This is a genomic window from Ferrovibrio sp. (assembly GCF_046297895.1).
Classification (GTDB): Bacteria; Pseudomonadota; Alphaproteobacteria; order Ferrovibrionales; family Ferrovibrionaceae; genus Ferrovibrio.
On sequence record NZ_JBKBHC010000005.1, the window covers coordinates 288,269 to 304,111 of the forward strand.

Consider the following 15,843-nt stretch of genomic DNA (forward strand, 5'->3'; position numbering starts at 1 on the left):
TGGTTGTGCCGCGGGGGCAAAAACACAGCTAATCGGCAGGTTGCCGCCCTCTCCACGACCGTTACCGGAGAAAGCGACCGTTTCGATGAGTGAGGTTATCAACCAGAACCAGCCGTCGTATGACGACGAGAAGATGTTCACCGATTTCGACCGCCTTGTGCGCGGCAAGATCTTCGGCGGACGTCTGGCGGCGGTGATCCAGTTCGTCAATCCGAAGACTTTCGAGCGCAACCGCGAGAGCTACAACATCGTGGTGCACTCGATCCGGTCGCTGATGTCGAAATACGAAGGCACATTCTACACGCTGCACGATTATACCATCGTGCTGTTTGTGCGCCTGTCGGAACGCTTCTTCGACCAGACCTTCGAGAAGCTGGTGCTGGAGATCGACGACATCCTCACCCGCAACAATGTCGCCATCGGCCTGACGCCGGAAGAGGCGGAAAACGCCGTCCGCTGGTATCGGTTCGATAGCCAGTTCGAGGAACTGCAGGAACTGCTCGACAACATTCAGCAGCGCTTCCGCGTTTTCGTCGAGCGGCGCAAGCGCCTGCTGGCCAAGGCCGGCACCGCAGCGGGTCAGGGCGAAGGCGCCCCCCTCACCCCCGGCGCATTGCAGCAGATCGACGACATCCTGAAGAAAGCGGATGTCTCGACCTTCATGAAGCGCCAGCCGGTGACGCTGTGCTTCGGCAACCAGCCGCCGAAGCCGATCTTCCAGGAAATCTTCGTCGGCGTGAATGAGCTGCGCCAGGCGATCGCGCCCAACGTGAACCTGCGCGGCGCGCGCTCGCTGTTCCACCACCTGACCCGCACGCTCGACACCCGCGTGTTCCGCGCCCTGCTGGACGGCTACGTCACCCGCAACAGCGGCCCGTTCAGCATCAACCTGAACGTCAGCACAATCCTGAGCGACACCTTCCGCGATTTCGACAGCCGCATCGGCAACATCGTGAAGAAGGAACAGATCATCGTCGAGATGCAGCGCTACGATGTGTTCTGGGATTACAATGAATATCTTCTGGCCTGCGAGTTCCTGCACAATTCCGGCTACCGCATCCTGATCGACGGGATCACGCCAGACCTGCTGCAGCTATTCGGCCGCAAGGAACTTAAAGCCGACTTCGTCAAGCTGTTCTATTTCAAGGACAGGCACGAAGACTGGATCGACAAGGAACTGGCCAGCAAGATCGCCGAGACCGATCCCAACCGCGTCATCATGGCGCGTTGCGAGACCGAAGAGGCGATGCGCGCCGGCATGGCCGCCGGCATCCGCCTGTTCCAGGGCTGGCATATCGACAACATGATCCGCGCATCGCGCGAAGTGGTGAACTGAGCCGGCTACGGCTCACCCCCGCCCTTATTGCCTCTTTTCGAGAACAGGTAGCACCATGTGGAACCGCTCCACCCCAAAGCCCAACCAGACCGAGAGCCAGGTGACGGAAATCCGCGCTGGTGCTGCACCGCATCTCAAGAAGCAGGTCACCTCCAAGGACAATGAGCGGATCGAAAAAATCCTGGCCAGCATAGCCATCGACACGTCGCAGACCTTCAACGCGATGCTGGACTCGCTGATGGGCGAGCGGCCGGTCACGCATCACGAGGGCAGCCAGACCCGCGATTTCATCGTCAGCGTGTTCGATGAGATTCGTCAGGAAAGCAACCGCGATGCCGTGGTGCTGGCGCGCAAATTCGCCGATATGTGCATGCGCGCTGCCGACCAGTTGAACGACAATCACCAGCGCACCGTGGCGCGCTGCGTCAGCGAGTTGTTCGAGCAGTTCGCCGCCAAGCTCGACCATCGCGAGCCGGCCAATTCCAACTGAACGTCGCCGAGGGCTTCAGAACGGACCGTAATGGTCCAGTTCTCGCAGGAAGTTGCCGGCCAGCTTCACTGGGTCCTCCCCGGTGGCGGCCCTGAATAGCTGGGCATCCTCGGGCGACAGCTTCGCCAGCGGTCGGATCAGGCCATCGAAGAAGAGATAGAATTCACGATCACCGAACGGCAGGGCCTGCCCCTCGAACGGGCGCTCGATGTAAACATTCGAGGAAATGCCCACCGCAGTGGGATCGTGCTGCATCACCTTCATGGCCCATTCCTTGCGCGTCTCGAAGATGCGGAAGGATTTGATGACGCGGGCCGCCACCTTGAAATAGATCTGCTTGACGCGAGGATCGGCGTAGTATTCAGCCCAGTCGAGCGGGCCGCCGCCAGCCACGCGCAGCTCCTCGGCAACGCTGGCCGCTTCCTCAGCCATCGTATCGACCTCGTCGCCGAACAGCGAACGGACAAAGAAGAAATAGTTGCCGATCAGGCGGCGATCCAGTTTCTCCTCGGCGAAAAGCGTGTCGAGCGGGTGCACAAGCAGGCGACCAAAGGCATTGACCCGGGCGCCCTTGCGTTCGTCCTCTTCGATCACCTTCATCAGGGTGTCGTAGGATGCACGGTAGTAATGGTCGTAATCCGGCGATGATTTCATCGCCTCGACCAGTTGCCTGAGCGTGTCGAGGGTGAATGGTGCCTTCTGGGCCTGCTGCGCGGCGCCCTGAACCAGCGCATCGAGCAGCCTGTTCGCCATCTGGCGGAGGAAATCCGGACCCCGGGTGATCATCGTATTCTGTCTGGCCTGCAGCCGAATCCATTCTGATTGGCCGCAGCTTAAAGGGGCGCCCGGACGGAAGCGAGGCAATTCTTGGTGCAGGCTGGCGGCCCTGGATACGGTTTGTTAACCCTCGCGTTGCGAGGGCGCCCTCGCCTCGCTAGAGTGCCCTCCCGCTTCACAACCGCATCCAGTATTCGTCATGAGCCTGATCCTCACCCTGTCCTGTACCGACCGCCCCGGCATCGTCGCGGCGGTTTCCGGTTACCTGTCCGCCAACCACTTCAACATCCGCGAATCAGCGCAGTTCGGCGACGGCGAGACCGGGTTGTTCTTCATGCGGGTCTGCATCGAGGATCTGGAAAGCGGCCCGGATGGCCGCGGCCGTCCGGTTGAGGATATCCGCGCCGCCTTTTCTTCCATCGCCGCGCCTTTCGGCATGACCTGGGGCATCCATGACGAGCGCGTGCGTCCACGCGTGCTGATTCTGGTGTCGAAATTCGGCCATTGCCTGAACGACCTGCTCTACCGCTATTCGATCGGTGCCCTGCCGGTTGAGATTCCTGCCATCGTTTCGAACCATCGCGACTGGTACCAGCGCGCCGCCGCCCATGACATCGCCTATCACCACTGGCCGGTGACCGCGTCCAGCAAATCGCGGCAGGAGAAGATGCTGCGCGATCTTATCGAACAGGAGCGTATCGACCTGATCGTTCTGGCGCGCTACATGCAAGTGCTGTCGCCCGAACTATGCCGCGCCTTTGCCGGCCGGATCATCAACATCCACCATTCCTTCCTGCCGAGCTTCAAGGGTGCCAAACCCTATCACCAGGCGCACCAGCGTGGCGTCAAGCTGATCGGCGCCACGGCGCATTACGTGACCGAGGATCTGGATGAAGGGCCTATCATCGAACAGGAAGTGGCCCGCGTGGACCACAGCCATTCGCCGGATCAACTGGCCGCCACAGGCCGCGACATCGAAAGCCTGGTGCTGGCCCGCGCGGTGAAATACCACATCGAGCACCGCATCTTCCCGAATGGCAACAAGACCGTGGTGTTCCGCGGCTGAGGCCTGACCGGCGCCTTACTCGATCGCTTCGCTGCCCAGGCTTTTCGCAATCTTCTTAAGCAGGCGGATCAGGGTGGCGCGTTCCGCCGGGCTGAGCGCCACGACGATGTTCTTTTCATGCTGTTCGACCTTGCGGGTCAGTTCGGTCAGAAAGGCCTCGCCCTCCGGGGTAAGCCGCAATGCATAGGTGCGGCGGTCTTCCGGCGTGCGCTCGCGCAGGATCAGCCCCTTGCGTTCAAGCTGGTCGAGCGCCGGCGTGAGCGTGGACTTATCCAGCCCGACAGCGCGACTGAGCGCGGTCTGGTTGATGCCCGGATTGGCCCGCAGAAGGGTCAGCAGGCTGAAGCGGCCAGGCGTCAGTTCGCCCATGCGGTCGGCCAGTTTCCCCACCACACGCTCGAAATTCTCGAACACCGCCACCTGTGCGATGCGCAAGGCATAGCCGTAATAGCCAGGCAGCGGCCCCCTATCGATCCTGCGGCTGATTTTGCGGATGGCGGCCTTCCGGCCATTATCCGGCTGGGCGGTCTCGTCGGGGGCGCGTTTGCGGGAGCGGCTGGCCATCTTAGTTCATATGGCTTGGTAGATACAGGGCAATGGCCGGAAACAGCACCAGCAGGGCGAGGCGGACCAGGTCGATCAGGATGAATGGCATGACGCCCTTGTAGATCTGCCACAGGCTGACATCGCGGGCAATCGAGTTGATGACGAAAACATTGATTCCAACCGGCGGCATCACCATGCCCAGAGTTGTCACCATCACGATGATGACGCCGAACCAGATCGGATCGAATCCAAGCTGCAGCATCACTGGATAGATGATTGGAACAGTGACCAGGATGATCGCCAGTTCGTCCATCAGCGCGCCCAGAATCAGGTACATCGCCAGGATCAGAACCAGGATGCCATACGGGCCGATCGGCAGGCCGGTGAGGAAGTCGCTCACTTTCTGCGGGGTCTGGGTGATGACCAGAAAATAGCCGAACAGGAACGCGCCGATCACGATGGTGATGATAGCCGCGGAGGTGCGTACCGCCTCGACCAGACTGGACTTGATCTCGGTCCAGCCCAGGCGGCCACGCAGGATGCCGATCAGCAGGGCGCCCACCGCGCCGCAGCCGGCCGCTTCCGTGGCGGTGAATACGCCGCCATAGAGGCCGCCGACGATGCCGCCGAACAGAAGTACAGTCGCCCATATGTCGCGCAGAGACGCGATCCTTTCGCGCCAGTCGGCCTTGGGGCCGCGCGGCATCAGATCCGGCCGCAACCAGCCGAGCACCTGGATCACCAGTATGTACAGCGCGATCGCCAGCAGGCCAGGCAGCACGCCGGCGATGAACAGCTTGCCGATATCCTGCTCGGTGAGGATGCCATAGAGCGCGAACACCACCGAAGGCGGGATCATGATGCCCAGCGTGCCACCTGCGGCGATCACGCCGGTGGAAAAGCCGGGATGGTAGCCGAAACGCCGCATCTCGGGCAGCGTAACCGTCGTCATGGTGGCAGCTGTGGCCACCGACGAACCATTGATGGCGGCAAAGCCGGCGCAGGCCGCCACGGTCGCCATCGCCAATCCACCGCGCCGATGCCCTAGCCAGGCCTCGCCGGCACGGAACAGCTCGCGGCTCATGCCGGCGGCTGTCGCGAATGCGCCCATCAGGATGAACATCGGGATTACCGCCAGGTCGTAATCGGTGGCGACACGGATTGGCGATTGCGCAAGCAGGTTCAGGGCCGGCGCCGTGGCCGCCAGCAGGCCGAAACCGCCAACGCCGACGATGCCCATGGCGATGCCGACCGGCACGCGCAGCACCATGAGGATGAAAAGGACGACGAAGCCGCCGATGGCAATCAGATCACGATCCACGGTTACGCCTCGCTCCCGCCGGTCAGCGGTTTTCCGGTAATCAGGCGGATCAGCCGCAGCACCAGCAGCAGCGATGCCAACGCGATGCCGAGCGCCGCCACGGCATGGAAGGGCCAGACCGGCAGACGAAGGTCGAAGGTCTGTTCGTTGCTGGCGAAAACGCTGGTGACCTTGCTTTCGAGCATCCAGGCGAACAGCCCCATGAATGCCAGAGTCACAGCCGTGGCAAAAATGTCGATCAGGCGCTTGCCCCAGGCCGGCGCCAGTTCCCAGAAGCCATCCACCTGGATATGCCTGTTATGGAAACCGGCCACAGCAATACCCCAGAACATCGCGGTTCCGAGCATGAGGCGCGACAGGTCGAAGGAGTCCGGCAGACCGTAATTGAACAGCCAGCGCAGCATCACCGCTGCGAATGTCAGAACGGCAATGGCGCCAAGCAGCAGGCCGGCGATCAGCTCGACCCTGTCGATGAAGATTTTCATCTGGCAGTCCCCCCTGCCGGTACTCTACCGACGGACATCGCCGGAATGCAAATCGGGGCTGCGGCCGGTTTCCGGTCGCAGCCCCGGTCTTGCCTGCCGATCAGAAAGCGGCGTTGCGCTTCTTCAGTTCGGCCTTCAGCTCGTTCAGGGCCTGCTCGCCGTTGACGCCCACCTTCTTGACGTCCTCGTACCAGGCCTTGGTCATTTCCTCTGACAGCTTGCGCCAGGCGGCAATGTCGGCATCGCTGGGCTTCACTCCCTCATGGCCCGGCAGGGCCAGCATCTTGGCCTTGCCAGCCGCCTCGCCGTCAGCCCAGTTGGTGTTGAGCTTCTCGGACCATTCCGGCGTGCAATGCTCGTCGAACGCCTTCTTCTGCGCCGCGGACAGCTTGCCGTAAGTGCCCTTGTTCACCGCCAGCACGAAGTTGCTGATATAGAGCGGGGCGTCCATGTGGTACTTCACGGCCTTCTCGAAGCCGAAGATGAACACGCTGCCCCAGGGGAAGCTGATCGCATCGGCCAGGCCCCGCTCCAGCGCATCGCGCGCTTCCGGCGCCGTCACCTGCACGTTGGTGCCGCCGGCCAGAGTAACAAGGCGCGCCACCGAGGCATTGCCCGGACGGATCTTCATGCCTTTCAGATCGTCGGGCTTGGAAATCTTGACCTTGCTGTGGAAGGTGCCGGGATCATGCACGAAGGTGATGCACACCTTCACATCGCTCATCTCCTTCTCGGCATATTTGCGATACCAGGCATCGATCGCGGCAGAACCGCTCTTGCCGTTGGAGAAGAGGAAGGGAAGTTCGCTGCCGGCAATCACCGGGAAACGGCCCGGCGTATAGCCCGGATTTACATAGGTGATATCGGCGATGCCGTCGCGCGCCATGTCGTAGTGGTCCTTGGCGGCGCCAAGCTGCTGCGAGGGGAAAATCTGCGTCTTCACCGTGCCGTTCGTCGCCTTCTCCAGCGACGCGCCCCATTCGCCGAAGGCCGGGTGCAGCGGGTGCGACGGTGGCAGCCAATGCCCCAGACGCAGCGTGACCGGCTTGTCCTGCGCCTGCGCCGCCGGCGCGGTGGCGGCTAGGCCAATGGCAGCGCCGAGGGCCAGGCCCGCGGCATAGATAGGGATGTGGCGTTTCAGGGCCATGTGATTTCCTCCGCTAGCGGACCGTCTCGTGCTGGATGCCGGAGGTCCTTTGGTTTTGCCTCTCGACCCTATCAGGGGGTGTGGCGGGTGTAAATATAGTTTCGTTGGATACCAAACTATTTTTCTTGACCCTGGCCGGCACCGGTGGGAAATTCCGCCGTAATGGGAGGAATCGTCATGGAACGCTCTTTCGCGAAAGAGATTGAAGCACTGCGGCTGGGCGATGGCGACACGTTTCGGGGTGAAGGCATCCTGGCCGTCACCAAGGCCTTGCTGCAGTCCGGCGTCTCGTATGTTGGCGGATACCAGGGCGCGCCGGTCTCGCATCTGATCGACGTGCTGGTGCAAAGCCAGGACATTCTCGACGACCTCGGCATCCATCTCGAAACCTGCACCAACGAAGCCTCGGCGGCTGCCCTGCTCGGCGCGTCCATCAACTATCCGGCACGCGGCTGCGTCACCTGGAAGGCCATCGTCGGCACCAACGTGGCATCCGACGCCCTCAGCAACCTGGCCTCTGCTGGCGTGGTGGGCGGCGCGCTGATCGTGGTCGGCGAGGATTACGGCGAAGGCGCCAGCGTGATCCAGGAGCGCAGTCATGCCTATGCCATGAAATCCTCCATGTGGCTGCTTGATCCGCGGCCCGACCTGCCCACCATCACCCGCTGCGTCGAACATGGCTTTGCCCTGTCGGAAGCCTCCAACACGCCGGTGATGCTGGAACTGCGCATCCGTGCCTGCCACGTCACCGGGGAATTCGCGGCCAAGACCAACAAGCCGGCGCAGGTTTCGCGCAACAGCCGCCTGCCAGGCCCGTCGGCATTCAACTACGACCACCTGGCCCATCCGCCGGCCACCTTCATGCAGGAAAAACTGAAGCTGGAGCAGCGCCTGCCGGCGGCACGCCGGTATATCCTCGATCACGGCCTGAACGAGACCATGCCCGGCGACCTGAACGAGGTCGGCATCATCGTACAGGGCGGATTATACAATGCCCTGAATCGCGCATTGATGAACCTGGGTTTGAGCGATGCCTTCGGCAACAGCCGCGTACCGACCCTGGTACTCAACGTTACCTATCCTCTGCTGCCCGCCCAGATCGCCGAATTCTGCGCCGGCAAGCGCGCGGTGCTGATGGTGGAGGAAGGCTCGCCCGACTATATCGAGCAGGCAATCCACGCCATCCTGCGCAAGGCCGACATCAACACCCGGCTGCACGGCAAGGGCATGCTGCCCGAAGCCGGCGAATACACCATCGAGGCGTTGACCCGCGGCCTGCTGGCCTTCATGAAGGCAGAGCAGCCGAAGCTTGATGTATCGAGCGCCGAATCCGCCTTCGGGGCGGCGCTGGACAACCGCAACTCGGCCCAGCAGCTCATCGGCCCGGGCCTGCCCCAGCGTCCGCCCACCTTCTGCACCGGCTGTCCCGAGCGGCCCGTGTTCACCGCCATCAAGCTGGCCGAACGCGAGATCGGCAAGGTACACATCGCCGCGGATATCGGTTGCCACGCGCTGGCCACCTTCGCGCCCTTCAGCGTCGGCCATTCGATTCTCGGCTATGGCATGTCGCTGGCATCGGCCGCCGGTGTCGGTCCGCTGATGAACAAACGCTCGCTGGCCATCATGGGCGATGGCGGCTTCTGGCATAACGGCGTGCTGTCGGGTGTGGCCTCGGCCCTGTTCAACCGTGGTGACGGCGTGCTGGTGATCATGCAGAACGGCTATACGTCTGCGACCGGCGTGCAGTACATCCCCTCCTCCGCCGGCAACCGCGTCGATGGCCAGCCCAGCGGCTCGGATATCGAAGGCACGCTGAAGGCGCTCGGCGTGCAATGGGTGCGCCGCCTGCGTTCCTACGGTCTGAAGGACATGACCGCATCGCTGAAGGAGGCGCTGACTACCGCCCGGAAAGGCCTGAAGGTCATCATAGCCGAGGGCGAATGCCAGCTTGCCCGCCAGCGCCGCCTGCGTGGCGATGAGGCGCGGGCCCTGAAAGCCGGCGAGCGTGTGCTGCGAACCCGTTTCGGCATCGACGATGCGGTCTGCACCGGCGATCATTCCTGCATCCGCCTCTCCGGCTGCCCCTCGCTCACCATCAAGCCCAACCCCGACCCGCTGCGCACCGATCCGGTTGCCAGCGTCAACAGCGGCTGCGTCGGCTGCGGCCATTGCGGCGAGGTGGCGCATGCCGCCGTGCTCTGCCCGTCTTTCTACAAGACCGAAATCGTACATAATCCGACGCTGTGGGACCGCCTGAACGACCGTTTCCACCGCATGGTGATCGGCTGGCTGGACGGCAGCAAAAGTCCTGCCCCGCAGCCGGCGGCGGGAGAGTGATCATGGCCATACCGCAACTCTCTTCCGGGCGTCCGATCTGCATCCTGGTTGCCGCCATGGGCGGCGAAGGCGGCGGCGTGCTGACCGGCTGGCTGGTCGGCGCCGCGCAACGCGAGGGCTATCCGGTTCAGAGCACGTCCATTCCCGGTGTCGCCCAGCGTACCGGTGCCACCACGTACTACATCGAGATCTGGCCTGAGAAGACCGACCGCCGCCCGGTGATGTGCCTGAACCCCATGCCGGGTCAGGTCGACGTGATGATCGCCAGCGAATTCGTCGAGGCCGGCCGCGCCATCGCCAATGGCTACGTCTCGCCCGACCGCACGCTGCTGATCGCCTCCACGCACCGCGTCTATGCCGTGGCCGAGAAAAGCGCCATGGGCGATGGCCGGTTCGACGCCGGCAGGCTGTTTCGCGCCGCGCAGGACCATGCGAAGCGCACCATCCTGTTCGACATGGATCAGGCCGCCAAAGATGCCGGCTCGATCCTGAATGCCGTGCTGCTGGGTGCATTGGCCGGCTCCGGCGCCCTGCCGATTCCATCGGATGCCTTCGAGGCCGGCATCCGATCGGAAGGCAAGGCGGTGGACAGCAACCTGGCCGGTTACCGCTTCGGCCTCGCCCATGGCCGGGGCGAACTGGAACAGGCCGCCGCGCAGCCGCAGGCACGGTCCAACGGCGCAACCGTCATGTCCGAGCACATCATGCGCCTGCCCGATGCCGCAAAGCGCATGGCCATGGAAGGCGTGCGGCGACTGGCGGACTACCAGGACGATGCTTATGCGAAACTCTATCTCGACCGGCTCGACCGCGTCGCCGCGCTGGGCGACGACGGCCTGACGGCGGATGTCGCCCGGCACCTGGCCCTGCGCATGAGCTTCGAGGACGTGATCCGCGTGGCGCAACTCAAACTGAAGCCCGAGCGCTTCGCAGCAATCGAAACCGAACAGCGCGTCAAGCCGGGCCAGCCCTATGCCGTGGCGGAATTCCTCAAGCCAGGCATCGAGGAGATCGCTGGCCTGCTGCCGCCCGCCCTGGCACATGGCATCCTCGGCTTGAGCGAACGCCGGGGCTGGAGCAAACACCTGCATCTTGCCATGACGGTGCGCTCGAACCGCATCGGCGGCTACCTCAAGCTGCGCCTGCTGTCCGGCCTGCGCGGCTGGCGCCCGCACAGCTTCCGCTATGCGGAGGAGCAGGCGCGCATTGCCGACTGGCTGGACCTGATCATGCGTGCGGCGAAGAAAGACATCCAGCTCGCCCGCGAGATCGCCGAATGCGCCAGGCTGATCAAGGGTTATGGCGACACCTTCAAACGCGGCGTCGGCAACTTCGCCCTGATCCGCGCGCGCGTGATCCTGCCGGCGCTGGACGGCCGCATTCCGGTTGCGCAGGCAACCGATGCCGTGGTTCAGGCCCGCACCGCCGCCCTGGCCGACCCCGAGGGTGACAGCCTGGCCAAAACGCTGGCGGCCTTCGAGGACAGCCTGAGCCGCCTGCCCCAGGCGGCGGAATGAAAAAGGCGCCCGCTTTGCCGGGCGCCTTTCTTGGTTCGGCCGATTGCCGCGATCAGGTGGTGGGCGGCGCGTATTTCACCGTGCAGCCATAAGGCCGCGCCGTGCTGACGGAAACCGGCTTGCCCTGCGCCAGCTCGCTCAACGCGGCATCGACGTAATTCTTCGCTCCGGCCAGATCGTCGACCCGGGCCGAGGGCTTGTCGTCGATGCCGCCGGCATAGGCCAGCTTGCCATCGGCGGCGATCACATACATATGCGGCGTGACCTGGGCGTTATAGGCGCGCGCAATCTGACTTCTCGGATCGAGGATGACGGCGCTGGGCGCAGCGCCACGGTCGACGGTGAGCTTGTTGGCCTGCTCGGGCGTGACATAGCCCTGCTCGCCCTGCGGCGAGGATACGATGGTGAGCCAGACCACGTTCTGCGCGGTCCACTTCTTCTGCAGGGCCTGCATGTTGTTGCCGTTATAGTGCTTGCGCACGAAGGGGCAGTCGTGGTTCGACCATTCCAGCACCACCGTCTTGCCCTTCAGGTCGGCGAGAGAAACGGTCTTGCCGTTGGAATCGGTGGCGGTGAAGGCCGGGGCCGGCTGCCCGACCTGGGGCCCGGCGGCAAACGACATCTGCGGCAGGCCGAAAGCAAGGCCGGCCGCGCCGATCAGGCCGGCGGCAAGCAGGGAACGTCGGGCGACTGTCATGGCATACACTCCTTAGCGGGTTGCAGGGGTGGAACTAGACGCGGAAGCCGTTACGGATCGCGCGCCGCGCTGGGCTACGCGATCCACCAGTTCGAGATGCTCCAGCACGATGGCTGGCGTCAAAATCTGCGGCAGCACGACGGTTTCGCCGCCGGCCAGCAGAAGGTAGAGCGGCACGCCGCTGCGGCCATGCTGCTCCAGCACGCGGGTGATCTCAGGGTCCTGGTTGGTCCAGTCGCCCTTCAGATAGGCAATGTTCCTGGCCCTGAAGGCCGCCTGCACGCTGTCGCTGGACAGGGCGGTGCGTTCATTGACCAGGCAGGTGATGCACCAGGCTGCGGTCATGTTGACGAACACCGGCCGGCCTTCGGCCACCAGGGCCGCCAGACGTTGGGCACTGTAGGCTTCGGCGCTGCCATTCCCAGTTCCCTGTGCCGTCTGCTGCATGCCCGGCGCAACGGGGTTCTGCGCCACGGCGTAGAGCGTGACGCCGGCGGCGATCATGGACAGCGCCGCCGCCGTTGCAGCCACGCGGCCGCGCAGGCCGAAGCTCCAGGCGGCCGCGCCCAGCAGCACCAGACCAAGCAAAGCGGCCAGCAGCCCCTGCTCGCCCACCTGCTGGCTCAATACCCAGATCAGCCAGGCGACCGTGGCATATAGCGGAAAAGCCAGGGCCTGTTTCACGCGTTCCATCCATGGACCTGGGCGCGGCAAGCGGTCGGCGAGCTGTGGAATGAACGTGAGCAGCAGGAACGGCAGCGCCAGGCCAAAACCGAGCGCGAGGAACACCGCGACGCCGACAGCAGACGGCTGGGTGAGCGCAAAACCGACCGCCGCGCCCATGAAGGGCGCCGTGCAGGGCGTGGCAACGATGGTGGCCAGCACACCGGTGAAGAACGAACCCTGATAGCCGCCGCGCCGCGTCAGGCTGTCGCCGATGCCGGCGAGCCGGCCGCCGAAATGCACCACGCCCGAAAGGCTGAGCCCCATGACAAACAGCAGATAGGCCAGCCCGGCCACCACCAGCGGCATCTGCAACTGAAAGCCCCAGCCGATCTGCGCACCGGCCGCGCGCAGACCCATCAGCAGAGCGGCGAGCGCGGCGAAACTGAACAGCACGCCGGATGTGTAGGCCATGCCGTGGCGGCGCATCCGCGCCCTGCCCTGCCCGGCATGCTCGACCAGGGCCAGAACCTTGATCGACAGCACCGGAAAGACGCAGGGCATGAGATTGAGGACGATGCCGCCCAGCAGGGCCAGCAGGGCGGCCTGCAGGATGGCGGACCAGTCGAGAGCCACAGCGGTGGCTGCATCCGCAGGCATTCCGGTGGGGATGCTGGTGAATTCGAAGGCCTGGCGCTGGACGCTGCCGCTGATGTCTTCCTCGATCAGCAGCAGGCCGCCCAGCAGGGGCGGCAGGGTTTCGGTCGCATAGAGGCTGCGCTTCAACCGCAGCGACAGCCCCTCGCCGTCGATATCGAGCTGCTGGCTTGCTGCATGCTCGATCAGGGTTTCGCTGAACGGCAGGAAGATGGCGCTGCGGATCGTATCGCTCCTCAGGCCCGGCGCGGTCACCTCAAGGCGATAGCCTTCCGGCGCCATCTGCAGCCGCGCCGACCAGGGCGCCGCCATCGGCAGGGCCTGTCTGGCGGCCTGGAAAAGCGTGGCCGTCGCAGGATCGGGACTGGCGGTATCGCCCGCTGGCAGCGCAAGCGACAGACTCGCCTCGCCGGGAATGCACTCTTTCTGGCAGACCAGCCAATTCACATCGGCTTTCAGCGTGACATCGCCGGCGGGAAGCTGCGCCGGCGGCCTGATCTGCGTCAGCAGGACCGTTTCGCCCTCGTAGCCGTAATTCATCAGATGGGCCACGGGAATGGCCTGGGGCACCGGCCACTCGATGGGACCGGCCGTGAAACCCGGCGGCAGGGTCCAAGCGATTTCCGTCGCCAGCCCGGAATCGCCGGGATTGCGCCAGTAGACATGCCAGTGCTCGGCCATGCGCAGGCGCAATCCGACCCAGAAAGGCTGGCCTGCCTTTATTTGCTGCGGTTCGGCAAGCAGTTCGGCCTGCACGAGGTCGTTGCCCGACAGCGGCGCCGGGTCTGCGGCATGGGCGGCAGCCCCCGGCAAGAGCAGCAGGGCCAGCAGGGCGGCACGGATCGCGGCAAGGCGCAGCATGGCGCTTAATGTGGACAAAAACGCTGTCGCGGCAAGGGCATGAGACTCACATCTGCGCGAGGACAGGCCCGCATCCGGCCCGGTGCCTAAAAAGCCAGCGAAACCGAGAAGGCGCCGAACTGGTCGTCGGTATCCTGGCCGGCATATTCGCGGGTGCGCAGCACATGGGTGTAGGCGAAACGCACGCCATCGACCACCACGGCCAGACCGAACTGGGCGTCGCCCACCAGGGTTTCCTTGTCCACGCTGCGACTGGTGGCGAATGTGTTGCCGTCAAGGAAGATGTTGTGCGCCACGGCACGGCCGTCGACGCCGGCAAACAGATACCAGCCGAAGCCGCCCGGCGCGCGCTCAAAATAGCCCGAACCGGGCAGGCTGGGCTGCACCCGGGGCGGGCCGTAATCGACCGGCAGGTTCTGGCCGATGCGCAGCATGGCGCCGCTGTTGGCATAGACATAGACATTGCCCAGCGAGGCGCCGGCATGGGGCGTGGCATCGATGCCAAAGCCGCCCGGCAGATGGAATTCGGGCGACTGCCAGCTGCGCTGGTAGGTGAATTGCAGGGTGGGTTCGTTCTTGAGCTGGCTGTCCCAGCCCTGCGCCTTGGGCGAGTCGACGATGTCGTGGATGAAATCCTGCGTCTCATGCGCCAGCGCGGCCGGACCGACCATGCCGATGCTGACCAGGAACTGGTCGAGCACGTTGTTCGTGCGCGCCACCAGACCGACCGAGCCATAAAGCCAGCCCGCATAGGGCCTGTCATTGGCGGGCGGATCGCGCAGCAGCTTGTCCGAGGCAGTGTACATGTTCTGACCGAGCGCGAATTCCACGCGGATATCGCTGTGGCCATCGAACATCGGCACCTTCAGCGCCGCCTCGCGCAGCCATTCGGGCTCGCCGCCCTTGGGCGTCAGATAGCTGATGCGGGCGCCGTTGGTGTAACGCCGGTCGGTGTCGTAGAAGAGATCGTTCTCCAGCACAAAACTGAAGATGCCGACCTGCTGCTGCGGATCGGTCTTGCGGGTGGCGGCCTTGCTGTCTGCGGCAGAGGTGGGGTCTGGATTGGCGGCGCCGGTGTCGGCGGCCTGTTGCGCCAGGGCTGGCGCAGCGACGGCAAGGCAGAGCAGGCCTGCGGATATGGAACGAATCATCATGGGAAAGCTTCTGATCGCGGGAGGGCGCCATCCTTGTGGCGGCAGAATATGGCGGCTTGTGGGCGACAATGGTGCAATCGGCGCCACGATCTCAATCCAGCGCCGGGCGGCCGCGGCCGCTTTTGACGGCGGCGCGTTTGCTTTTGGAGTCCAGCCGGCGCGTCTTCGAACCCAGGGTCGGCCGCGTGGCGCGACGGGCCTTGGGGGCGACGGCGGCGCGTTGGATCAGGGCGACCAGGCGATCCAGCGCGTCCTGGCGGTTGCGGTCCTGGCTGCGATGCTGCTGCGCGGTCAGCACCAGCACGCCATCGTTGGTGAGCCGGCTGCCGGCCAGCGCCTCGAGCCGCACCCGCACATCCTCGGGCAGCGAGGGCGAACGCCGCACGTCGAAGCGGAGCTGCACGGCGGTGGAGACCTTGTTGACATTCTGCCCACCCGGGCCCGAGGCGCGAATGAAGCTGGTCTCGATCTCGCGCGGGTCGAGGCTGATGCGAGGGGTGACGCGAATCATGGCCGCAGGCTACCTGCCCCCGCCCGGCCCGGCGAGGGTGATATCAATGATATCACTGATATCAAATCGGTGGTTTTGCGTCGTTTTGAGTCGTTTTTCGTCGAAACCTGCCGCGGCCCACCGTATGGCGGCGGGTTTGCGGCGGGGTTTGACGGGTCTGTGTGCCATTCGGGCGGCCTGCGGGTTTTTGCGCTGTTTCAGAAAGACGAAGGCCCGCGCGGGATTCCCGGCGGGCTTTACATACGATGGCGTGCAGAGTTGGGCATACGAACTGGCGG

14 protein-coding genes are annotated in these 15,843 nt (G+C 64.3%); 5 read left to right on the forward strand and 9 right to left on the reverse strand.

Going from position 1 to position 15,843, the window contains the following annotated elements:
• Window positions 1-85: 85 nt before the first annotated feature.
• Window positions 86-1,336 (forward strand): hypothetical protein, encoded by a 1,251-nt coding sequence (locus ACK4FK_RS10615; RefSeq protein ID WP_409744895.1) that lies wholly within the window; start codon window positions 86-88, stop codon window positions 1,334-1,336.
• 55 nt (window positions 1,337-1,391) lie between these two features.
• The gene (locus ACK4FK_RS10620; protein ID WP_409744897.1) at window positions 1,392-1,826 is read left to right on the forward strand and encodes a hypothetical protein; all 435 of its coding nucleotides are present in this window, start codon (window positions 1,392-1,394) and stop codon (window positions 1,824-1,826) included.
• Between the two features lie 15 nt (window positions 1,827-1,841).
• On the opposite strand, the gene ACK4FK_RS10625 is transcribed toward ACK4FK_RS10620, so the two are convergent.
• Window positions 1,842-2,579, reverse strand: coding sequence for a hypothetical protein (locus ACK4FK_RS10625; protein ID WP_409744899.1), 738 nt, complete (start codon window positions 2,577-2,579; stop codon window positions 1,842-1,844).
• A gap of 223 nt (window positions 2,580-2,802) precedes the next feature.
• On the opposite strand from ACK4FK_RS10625, the gene purU reads away from it, so the two are divergent.
• Complete coding sequence (gene purU / locus ACK4FK_RS10630; RefSeq protein WP_409744901.1) at window positions 2,803-3,669, forward strand: formyltetrahydrofolate deformylase; 867 nt, start codon at window positions 2,803-2,805, stop codon at window positions 3,667-3,669.
• 15 nt (window positions 3,670-3,684) lie between these two features.
• Here purU and ACK4FK_RS10635 read toward each other — a convergent pair whose 3' ends face one another.
• The 4 genes from ACK4FK_RS10635 to ACK4FK_RS10650 form a co-directional block, all read right to left on the reverse strand.
• Window positions 3,685-4,233 carry a MarR family winged helix-turn-helix transcriptional regulator gene (locus tag ACK4FK_RS10635; protein ID WP_409744902.1) on the reverse strand — a complete coding sequence of 183 codons (549 nt, stop codon included), beginning with the start codon at window positions 4,231-4,233 and terminating at the stop codon, window positions 3,685-3,687.
• A gap of 1 nt (window position 4,234) precedes the next feature.
• Window positions 4,235-5,536, reverse strand: coding sequence for a TRAP transporter large permease (locus ACK4FK_RS10640; RefSeq protein ID WP_409744904.1), 1,302 nt, complete (start codon window positions 5,534-5,536; stop codon window positions 4,235-4,237).
• Window positions 5,537-5,538: 2 nt separating this feature from the next.
• On the reverse strand, window positions 5,539-6,021 hold the full coding sequence (locus ACK4FK_RS10645) for a TRAP transporter small permease (protein WP_409744906.1): 483 nt from the start codon (window positions 6,019-6,021) through the stop codon (window positions 5,539-5,541).
• A 100-nt stretch (window positions 6,022-6,121) separates the two neighbouring features.
• The gene (locus tag ACK4FK_RS10650; protein ID WP_409744908.1) at window positions 6,122-7,168 is read right to left on the reverse strand and encodes a TRAP transporter substrate-binding protein; all 1,047 of its coding nucleotides are present in this window, start codon (window positions 7,166-7,168) and stop codon (window positions 6,122-6,124) included.
• A 177-nt stretch (window positions 7,169-7,345) separates the two neighbouring features.
• On the opposite strand from ACK4FK_RS10650, the gene ACK4FK_RS10655 reads away from it, so the two are divergent.
• Together ACK4FK_RS10655 and ACK4FK_RS10660 are read left to right on the forward strand one after the other, a co-directional pair.
• Entirely contained in the window at window positions 7,346-9,505 is a 2,160-nt protein-coding gene (locus ACK4FK_RS10655) for a thiamine pyrophosphate-dependent enzyme (RefSeq protein WP_409744910.1), read from the forward strand.
• Between the two features lie 2 nt (window positions 9,506-9,507).
• Window positions 9,508-11,022, forward strand: coding sequence for an indolepyruvate oxidoreductase subunit beta family protein (locus ACK4FK_RS10660; protein WP_409744912.1), 1,515 nt, complete (start codon window positions 9,508-9,510; stop codon window positions 11,020-11,022).
• Window positions 11,023-11,074: 52 nt separating this feature from the next.
• Here ACK4FK_RS10660 and ACK4FK_RS10665 read toward each other — a convergent pair whose 3' ends face one another.
• From ACK4FK_RS10665 to arfB, 4 genes are all read right to left on the reverse strand, one after another.
• The gene (locus ACK4FK_RS10665) at window positions 11,075-11,719 is read right to left on the reverse strand and encodes a thioredoxin family protein (protein ID WP_409744913.1); all 645 of its coding nucleotides are present in this window, start codon (window positions 11,717-11,719) and stop codon (window positions 11,075-11,077) included.
• A 12-nt stretch (window positions 11,720-11,731) separates the two neighbouring features.
• Window positions 11,732-13,900, reverse strand: a complete 2,169-nt coding sequence (locus ACK4FK_RS10670) for a protein-disulfide reductase DsbD family protein (protein ID WP_409744914.1) — start codon at window positions 13,898-13,900, stop codon at window positions 11,732-11,734.
• Between the two features lie 86 nt (window positions 13,901-13,986).
• On the reverse strand, window positions 13,987-15,054 hold the full coding sequence (locus ACK4FK_RS10675) for a lipid A deacylase LpxR family protein (RefSeq protein ID WP_409744916.1): 1,068 nt from the start codon (window positions 15,052-15,054) through the stop codon (window positions 13,987-13,989).
• 91 nt (window positions 15,055-15,145) lie between these two features.
• Complete coding sequence (gene arfB / locus ACK4FK_RS10680; protein ID WP_409744918.1) at window positions 15,146-15,565, reverse strand: alternative ribosome rescue aminoacyl-tRNA hydrolase ArfB; 420 nt, start codon at window positions 15,563-15,565, stop codon at window positions 15,146-15,148.
• Window positions 15,566-15,843 lie beyond the last annotated feature (278 nt).